At 30.9% G+C, this 7,574-nt stretch carries 11 protein-coding genes; 8 read left to right on the top strand and 3 right to left on the bottom strand.

Annotated features, from left to right (window positions below; all coding sequences use genetic code 11):
• Positions 1-634: 634 nt before the first annotated feature.
• The 7 genes from CLORY_RS22105 (at position 635) to CLORY_RS22075 (ending at position 3,620) form a co-directional block, all read left to right on the top strand.
• Positions 635-958, top strand: a complete 324-nt coding sequence (locus CLORY_RS22105) for a hypothetical protein (protein ID WP_079428631.1) — start codon at positions 635-637, stop codon at positions 956-958.
• Between the two features lie 313 nt (positions 959-1,271).
• Positions 1,272-1,637, top strand: coding sequence for a hypothetical protein (locus CLORY_RS22100; protein ID WP_079428629.1), 366 nt, complete (start codon positions 1,272-1,274; stop codon positions 1,635-1,637).
• A gap of 6 nt (positions 1,638-1,643) precedes the next feature.
• A complete protein-coding gene (locus CLORY_RS22095; RefSeq protein ID WP_079428627.1) occupies positions 1,644-1,973 on the top strand; it encodes a hypothetical protein in 330 nt (109 codons plus the stop codon).
• A 120-nt stretch (positions 1,974-2,093) separates the two neighbouring features.
• A complete protein-coding gene (locus CLORY_RS22090; protein WP_079428625.1) occupies positions 2,094-2,438 on the top strand; it encodes a hypothetical protein in 345 nt (114 codons plus the stop codon).
• 35 nt (positions 2,439-2,473) lie between these two features.
• The gene (locus CLORY_RS22085) at positions 2,474-2,815 is read left to right on the top strand and encodes a hypothetical protein (protein WP_242954485.1); all 342 of its coding nucleotides are present in this window, start codon (positions 2,474-2,476) and stop codon (positions 2,813-2,815) included.
• A gap of 85 nt (positions 2,816-2,900) precedes the next feature.
• The gene (locus tag CLORY_RS22080; protein ID WP_079428623.1) at positions 2,901-3,311 is read left to right on the top strand and encodes a hypothetical protein; all 411 of its coding nucleotides are present in this window, start codon (positions 2,901-2,903) and stop codon (positions 3,309-3,311) included.
• A gap of 57 nt (positions 3,312-3,368) precedes the next feature.
• On the top strand, positions 3,369-3,620 hold the full coding sequence (locus CLORY_RS22075) for a hypothetical protein (RefSeq protein ID WP_079428621.1): 252 nt from the start codon (positions 3,369-3,371) through the stop codon (positions 3,618-3,620).
• Between the two features lie 322 nt (positions 3,621-3,942).
• Here the strand turns inward: CLORY_RS22075 and CLORY_RS22070 are convergent, their stop codons facing one another.
• Both CLORY_RS22070 and CLORY_RS22065 read right to left on the bottom strand, forming a co-directional pair.
• Complete coding sequence (locus CLORY_RS22070) at positions 3,943-4,317, bottom strand: bactofilin family protein (RefSeq protein WP_079428619.1); 375 nt, start codon at positions 4,315-4,317, stop codon at positions 3,943-3,945.
• A gap of 395 nt (positions 4,318-4,712) precedes the next feature.
• Positions 4,713-5,672: a hypothetical protein gene (locus CLORY_RS22065; protein WP_079428617.1), complete on the bottom strand. Its 960-nt coding sequence runs from the start codon at positions 5,670-5,672 to the stop codon at positions 4,713-4,715.
• Between the two features lie 129 nt (positions 5,673-5,801).
• Here CLORY_RS22065 and CLORY_RS22060 point away from each other — a divergent pair, with 129 nt between their 5' ends.
• The gene (locus CLORY_RS22060; RefSeq protein WP_169911725.1) at positions 5,802-7,052 is read left to right on the top strand and encodes an ABC transporter substrate-binding protein; all 1,251 of its coding nucleotides are present in this window, start codon (positions 5,802-5,804) and stop codon (positions 7,050-7,052) included.
• A gap of 19 nt (positions 7,053-7,071) precedes the next feature.
• Here CLORY_RS22060 and perR read toward each other — a convergent pair whose 3' ends face one another.
• Positions 7,072-7,485, bottom strand: a complete 414-nt coding sequence (gene perR, locus CLORY_RS22055) for a transcriptional regulator PerR (protein WP_079428613.1) — start codon at positions 7,483-7,485, stop codon at positions 7,072-7,074.
• Positions 7,486-7,574 lie beyond the last annotated feature (89 nt).

The following is a 7,574-nucleotide window of genomic DNA, read 5'->3' as shown; positions in this document are numbered from 1 at the left end:
TGCCCTAATTGTGATGCAGATTTTTATTATTCAGGAGAAAAGAAAGTAGAAGAAGGTTCGTATTTAGTTGATGAGAACGAACCTTTTCCATTCTAAAACTCATAGTCCCCGGTAGGGGATTTTTTTACTCTTTAGAAATTTATGTATTTTGCCAATTGTGGATAACTCTTCATTAAAATCAGGTTATACCGTTAAAGAGCGAAAAAGATGGGCATTAAATAAAAAAACGTTACAGCATGTTTGCGAAGAAGTTAAATAGAAGCAGTAAAATATTTTGAAGTTAGTGAATTAAGATAGAAAGGTAATGGAATTAATAAAATAAAAGTATTATGTAAAAATTAGGAGCTAGGGCATTAAAAATGGTTGCAGCCGGCGTCGGCATTTGGAGTGAATTTAGCAATTACCCATGTCTTTTAGGCAAATTTCCGTTAAGATGGCGAATTGTTTGAGGCGCAGCCGAGTTATGAGCCATTAGGAAATTTGCTTAAAAGATGTGGCGTAATTGCTTAATGAACGTAATCGGCCGACATAGGGTGTAACCATTTTTTATATTGTATCAAAAAATTATTGCTAGAATAGTATATAATATGAAAACTAAAGCAAAAGAAGCTATAAGGAAGGGAGTGAAAACCTTATGGATAAAATCCTAGCTGAACTTGCATCTACTTGCTGTTGTAAAGATAAAGATGGCAAAAAAAATTCCTTTGATGGAATGTGGGTTTGGATAGTTATAGGAATAATTGTGCTTTGCAGCTGTAGCAGCGGCAAACCCGGTTTCATATCTTGTTGTAATTCAACCTGTGGTACTGGTAATCAATCAAGTGGAAGCTGGATTTGGTTAATTATCATATTCGTTTTCTTATTTTCTGGATTTAAAGATGGGAAATTAGGAAATGTAAATACAAATCTTATAAATCTTGATACAGATGATGGATATGATGATGAGTATTATGACTAAATAACCAAAGTCCGAAAGGGGGGAATGGGCACATGCTAATATTAAGAAAATTTATCTAGCGGTGCTGATATAAATTCCCTAAATATATTATTTTATTCTTGTACTGCTGTAGTTTGAAAAAGGTAGAAATATGGTATTTGGTGACAAATATGAAGATACACATACAATTACATGTAATATTGCGTTAATAAGAGTGTTCTTTTAATGATTGCTATATACTACCTTAGCTGTGTTCTGCAACGCAAATAGATTTGAACATCAGAGGAGGGAAATTGCCCTCCTTAAATTTAAGATAATATTGAGGAGGATATATATGGATCTTGGAAAGTATAAACTGCCATTTGCCTCTAGTAATGTTGTGATCTGGGCAATAGTCATTTTTATAATTTTAGGTTTTGGTAATAATTGTGATGCACTTGGTTTCAACCTTTTCGGCGGTTCTAAAGGGCCAGGTTACGGAAACGGTAAAAATTATGGTAATGGTTATTCAGGACGTATGGTCGACAATAGAAATCATGGATATCAGTCATCTTTGCTAGGAGGTAGTAAAGGATTCTTGGGTGGAAATGGATTATTTCTATTAGCTCTAGTAGCAATAATTTTTATATGCAAAGATGATAAAAAGACACACGATTATGGAGAAGAAGTAATAGGTTGTGAACCAATAGTAGAGGAGTAGATTGTTATGGAAAGAAATGGTTACGGATCTGGGCACAGAAAACATCATCACAAACGAGAAGAAAGTAGTACTGAGCAACAAAATCTGAGTTCAGCTATTTTTGGCAACTTAAATATAAATAATTTGGCTAATTTAATTAACAGTGTAGATGTAAATGAACTGGTTGCATCTATAAATAACAATAATATTGCGTCAGATAATGGTGAAAAGGACGAAGCAGTATTAAGAAAAGAGGAGATCGCAACGGCTCTAAGAACTCTTATTAATTGTGATAAGTCGGAATTAGTGCAGGTTTTACTAAAATTCTACGCACTAAGAAAGCCATTAAAGAAATAACATACTGTTAAAATACTATAATTTATTTATAAGTTTCTTTAGTGTCAATTTTAAAACTCCAGAATAATATGTAGTATGTACAAAAGTTAAAATGCTAAAAAGGAAGGAGTGATGTACACTATGATGAAAGCAACTAATGAATATTCGGTAAGGAATGGAAAAAATAGTCGAGTTCAATTGGGGAATAACGATGGCAATTGTGACCACAATATTATTATAATTTTACTCATAGTAGCAGCAGTATGTTATTGTGGTGGACCAGATAATATTTTACCAGTATCGCAGCCGATTAGACATGGTAGACGACGTAGAAGAAGTAGAAGCAGAAACTCTTTCAGAAGTATATTATATTTGATATTTTTAGCATTACTTTTAGGAGGAAACTCTAACGGGAGGAATGCAAATACAAATATAATTCATGTTGATTCTCCAAGATTAAATGATGAAGAAGTTCTTGATCTTTAATGTTTGAACCATAGCCCAAGAAAGGGGGGTTTAATATGAGTAGAGCATGTTGTTGTTGTTGTTGTAAACCTAGAGTTGAAAAAGAGTGCTTCAAAGCACCCGTTGTTCAAACTCATGAAGTATGTTGGTATAAGACACCCGTAATCCATCCAATATGTGGCGGAGGAGTATATGGAGCAGGTGCATATGGAACTGAAAAGGGATGCATTTGCAGCTTACCAACATTGGTAATATTAATATTAATAATATTACAGTTTGGTAAAAAGTCACATTATGATGATGAAGATGAAGGATCTTATAAATCAGCAGGTATTGATAATGGCATATTGTTTATAATTGCAATATTCTATCTGATATGCGGCAATACTTGTAAGTAATTAAAATTTTTTAAACAAGCTAAATCATTGTGTACGTCACTTCACATACATTGAGAATAATTTTAAGAAGAGGGAGGTGGCAGGCTTGTCCAAGCAAAGAAAGGTTATTGATGTTGATTTGTTTGATGAGAATAATAGAAATGAAAACCAAAATAAAAATTCACAAAGTAATTTTGATTTCAATAATATAGATATTAGCCAGCTTATGGGATTGTTAAAAAATGTAGATATAAATCAGTTAACATCTATGATGGGTGGTTTAGGTGATTTAAGCAGCATTATTGGTGGTTCAGGAGGATTCTTAGGAAATCTGCTTGGTGGGTTAGGCTCCTCTACACAAGAAAAAAGTAGTATACCAAACTATAGCGTACCCTATTCTGGTGATAAAAGTATAGCTATATTGTCAGCGCTTAAACCAATGGTTTCGGTTGAAAGAGCTGCATTAATTGATATGGTAATACAGTTATATGCAATTAGTAGGATATTAAGGAGATAGTAAAAGTAAGAGATATATACGATAAAAAACCATTGCCCAAGGGAAGGGGGGTTTTGTATGAGTAAAAAACACAGTAATGCATGTGGATGTGAATGTGCTGCAGTTGGTTATAATTATTATGCAACAGGTAATTATGAGATGGAAAAGGGCAGCTGTATTTGTAATTTCCCTACGCTAATTATTTTAATATTAATAATACTTCAATTTGATAAAAAGAGATCTCATGGTTCTAAAATAGATAATAGCATTCTTTTCATTATAGCATTATTCTTTCTTTCCTGTAACAACCCATGCAAAAAATGGTATTAGTAAAAAAGGAGCAGGCACTTCATTAGTGCTTACTCCTTAAATTTTTTTAGCCTCGAGGAATTTATGTTTTTTTCCAATTGTGGATAAGTTTTAACTATGTATAACTAGGTTGTATATATTGTTAAAAGAATACAACTATATAATATATGAAGTAATATGAAGATAGCTCTTAAGAAAATACTAGTAAATAAATAAACAAGAAAAATAATTTGTGAGAAGTAATGCAGAAAATAATACTTTGTAAATGAATAGAGTCGGTATAGGGTAGGAAGTGGTTGAAGGAGGCATTTTTCAGCCGACGGAAATCGCTTCCTACCCTCTTTTACTCGAGTACTTCAATTTGTGGAACATCAACTAACATAGTTGATTTACCGTCCAAGCATCCGCCTTCTTGAATAATTAAATTCTTAATCGTGATATCACCAATAACTTTTCCAGAGCTCTCTATAGTTAATGTATCTTCACAGATTATATTACCAATAATTTTTCCAGATACAATTACATTTTTACAATTTAGATTCCCGTTATGTACGGAAGGTTGAGTGAATATGACGTTATCCTGCCAGTCTATATCACCGTCTATAGAGCCGTTAACCTTTAATGTTCCGCTCCCGCTTAAATTACCGACAATAACGCAATGCTCTCCTATTACAGTTTCTACTGCCTCAGCGCTTCTGTTATTTTTATCATAAAACATAATATGTATAGCTGCTTATAAATTGCAACTTTCTCCTTTCTTATTCAGTACATAACTGCCTGAAATTAATTTTTATAAATAATTATGATTTTGTTAACGATAATATGTATATTTATTTTTTAATGGGTAATAATAGTAAATGTAAAAGGAGATTAAAATCTCCATTAGTCCAGTGATAAGAATCAATTCTTATCATTAGACTAAACCCCCCATCCCCCTTGGGACCGTAATGCGGTCCCTTTTGTTTTGAAAACGATAATAGAAATTAAACCTTATCAAAGTGGAATAATTAAATACTTTTCTTTCCTTGTAGAAGTTTATATTAAACAATTGCCTATAGATAATTTTGAAGTAATGTTGGAATATTCTTGTATAAAGTCAAGTGATAGAATGAATTATCTTAAAGATACTGTGTTGGAAGGTGAAAGCTTACCCTTATCAATGGAATATATTTTAAAGTTATCGCCTATTGGCTTTAGTTTGAGCGTTAAGGTCATATAATCATTAGGAGTATCATAATTTGAATCCGACATTATTGAAAAGTTTAAAATAAAAGTATAATCTGTGTCTTTTCTGTTTTCATTAGTTTGATTTCTGAAAAAGTTACCATATGTAAATTTATATATGCTATTAGAATTGCTTAGCTTGTCTAAAATCGTAAGATATTTTCCATCTATCATAGGAGAGAGAATCCCGGATAAGCTGTATTTTTGTCGAAGCTGCAAGTTTTCTATGTATTTTATAAATTCTGATATATCACTGGTGCATAAATTATTATAATTTTTTAATTTACTTATTTTGTCTTTATAAAACGCCTTATGTAACCATATTAATTTACCTGAACTATAGTTTCCTGATATTAATGCTAAATTTCCATTGTTTTCATAGTCCACACCTACTATATTGCTATAACTAGAAAATTTATCTTTAAACTTTTTACCATTCCACATAAATATGTGCTGCAGAGCTAATCCTCTATCCATACTTTGAAGAATTAGTTCTTTTGTACCATCGCTATTTATATCTGTGGAGTATACATTCATCGGACAATAATTATAAAAATTTCCCAAAGTATAATTTGATTTACTTGGATTTAATGTATATATTTTATTATTGCTAATTATACTTAAGAAGTATTTGCTGCTGTTTGTGTCAGCGTACAGTATATCCTTTTTATCATCGCCTGTAAAATCTGATTTTATTAGCCGTTCATTATTTATAGTATAAAAGGTTTCAACAGTTGCATTTTTGTTTCCTGATTTTATATAGAATGATAGTAATATAAGGAGAAATAGAAAAGAGCAGATGAATAATAATATATGTACTTTTTTTAGAAATAATACCCTTAGTTTCATTAAAAACACCTCCATTAAAGTATATGATTTATTTATATATTTATTTAATCTACATAAAATAAAATTGATAATCAGGATGATATATGTAAAATCTGCTATGAATTTTCTATGGTAGGAAGAGGTGATTTTATGAAGAAGTCACGAGTAAATAGGTGCATTATAAGTATGGTATGTATCTTTTTTTTGATAAATATATGTTTAGGGTGCGGCAGGAAAGAAAAAAGTTCTGAAAGTAATGTCAAGATAAATGTGTATGTAGGTGTGAAGGATAAAACGTCATTGGACATAGTGAAGTTTCTTCTTGAAGAGTATACAAAGAAAAAGAGTAATGTAGAGGTAAGTTACAATAACACGTTGGGTGATATTGATGTAGAAAAAGATATAGTAGATTCAAAAATAGACTTATTATTTATAAGCAGAAATGAAATGATAGAGTTATGTAAAAAAGGACTTTTGTTACCCATGGAGGATTTTTTTGCGAAGAATAAAGTAGATGAAAGTTACTATAATATTGTAAAAGATTATGGGAGAATAGGGGATAACTATTATGGACTAGGATTAATACCGTTCAGCTTAGAATTTATGTACAATAAAAGTGCTATAAATAAATTAAATGTAGAGGAACCTATAGATGCTAAACAGCTTGTTCCTGTAATTATGAAAAACAAACAGACAAATACAAAGATACCAGTATTTTTGAATGATAATATAAGTATAACGGAAGCTTTATCTTCAATTGTTTTTAGTAACTCGCTGCAAATGTCTTTGTTAGAGGACAGTTACGGAGATAATATAAAGAAGTACAAAGCAGTAGATATGCAGAAGGGTTTTCAATTATTAGATAAGTTAGCAAAATCAATTCGGGTACCTATAGACATTTTTGAAAAGGCTGAAGATATGCATGTGCAGAAACTTATATCTGGAGATGCACCAATAGTTATAGCAACATCTGCAGTTTTACCTAAAATTAGCGGTGAATACACAGATATTAAAGTTGTTAAGAATTATAATATAACCGATAAAAAGAGTAATGTTCCTGTTATTGTTAACTGTATCACAAGTATTCCAGCAAATTCTAAGAAACAAAATGAAGTAAGTGATATCTTGGAGTTTCTATACGGAGAGGATATGCAGAAGAAATTAGCAGAAAAAAAATATGTAACAGGAAATAAAAAGGTTAACGATGAATTGCTGACTACTTCAATGATGAATACAGTTAAAGCTCATCTTGAAACTGCAAATGAAAATAGTATATTGTATATTTATGATGTGCCAGAGAAACTTAGAATGTCAATTAGCAGTTCGGTAGAGAATATATTAAAAGGAAGTTACAGCGGTAAAGAGTGGTCTCAAATATTAGAAAAAGTATATAATAAATAGAAGGATAAATTATATCCTTCTATTTATTCTTACAATGAGAACATACACCGTAAAAATACACTTGATTATATAAAATATCGTAATCTGTATTATCTTTTATCTCATCATTTAAATTCTGAAAGCAAATTCCTTCTAAATCGTCAACCCTCAAACATTGTACACACTGTAGATGTGAATGGGGATTTGGATTTCCGTCGTATCGTGAATTACCCTCTCCAAGATTTATTTCTTGAATAAGCTTAACTTCTACCAATGTCTTTAATGCTTTATATACTGTTGCTAAACTCATAGTAGGATAAAGTGGTTGAAGTGCCTTAAATATAGTTTCCGCTGATGGATGTTCCTTTGTAGATTGAAGGTACTTATAAACTGCGATTCTCTGAGGGGTAAGTTTTAACTTTTTTTCTCTAAAAATTGTTGTTAGATTATCCATAGACACCATCCTATTATATACTATATACTATTTTACTATTATATTATAATATATGTTGTTTGTCAAAAACAATTATATTGTAATAATAA

The organism is Clostridium oryzae, from assembly GCF_002029235.1.
In the GTDB taxonomy this organism is placed as follows: Bacteria; Bacillota; Clostridia; order Clostridiales; family Clostridiaceae; genus Clostridium_AE; species Clostridium_AE oryzae.
This window is presented reverse-complemented; position numbering and strand designations above follow the sequence as displayed.

What these genes read in the sequence shown, in the direction of transcription:
- CLORY_RS22070 (WP_079428619.1), bottom strand. Translation starts at nt 4,317, where the DNA reads ATGTTTTATGATAAAAATAACAGAAGCGCTGAGGCAGTAGAAACTGTA.
- perR (WP_079428613.1), bottom strand. Translation starts at nt 7,485, where the DNA reads ATGGATAATCTAACAACAATTTTTAGAGAAAAAAAGTTAAAACTTACC.
- CLORY_RS22100 (WP_079428629.1), top strand. Translation starts at nt 1,272, where the DNA reads ATGGATCTTGGAAAGTATAAACTGCCATTTGCCTCTAGTAATGTTGTG.
- CLORY_RS22075 (WP_079428621.1), top strand. Translation starts at nt 3,369, where the DNA reads ATGAGTAAAAAACACAGTAATGCATGTGGATGTGAATGTGCTGCAGTT.
- CLORY_RS22065 (WP_079428617.1), bottom strand. Translation starts at nt 5,672, where the DNA reads ATGAAACTAAGGGTATTATTTCTAAAAAAAGTACATATATTATTATTC.
- CLORY_RS22090 (WP_079428625.1), top strand. Translation starts at nt 2,094, where the DNA reads ATGATGAAAGCAACTAATGAATATTCGGTAAGGAATGGAAAAAATAGT.
- CLORY_RS22060 (WP_169911725.1), top strand. Translation starts at nt 5,802, where the DNA reads ATGAAGAAGTCACGAGTAAATAGGTGCATTATAAGTATGGTATGTATC.
- CLORY_RS22095 (WP_079428627.1), top strand. Translation starts at nt 1,644, where the DNA reads ATGGAAAGAAATGGTTACGGATCTGGGCACAGAAAACATCATCACAAA.
- CLORY_RS22085 (WP_242954485.1), top strand. Translation starts at nt 2,474, where the DNA reads ATGAGTAGAGCATGTTGTTGTTGTTGTTGTAAACCTAGAGTTGAAAAA.
- CLORY_RS22105 (WP_079428631.1), top strand. Translation starts at nt 635, where the DNA reads ATGGATAAAATCCTAGCTGAACTTGCATCTACTTGCTGTTGTAAAGAT.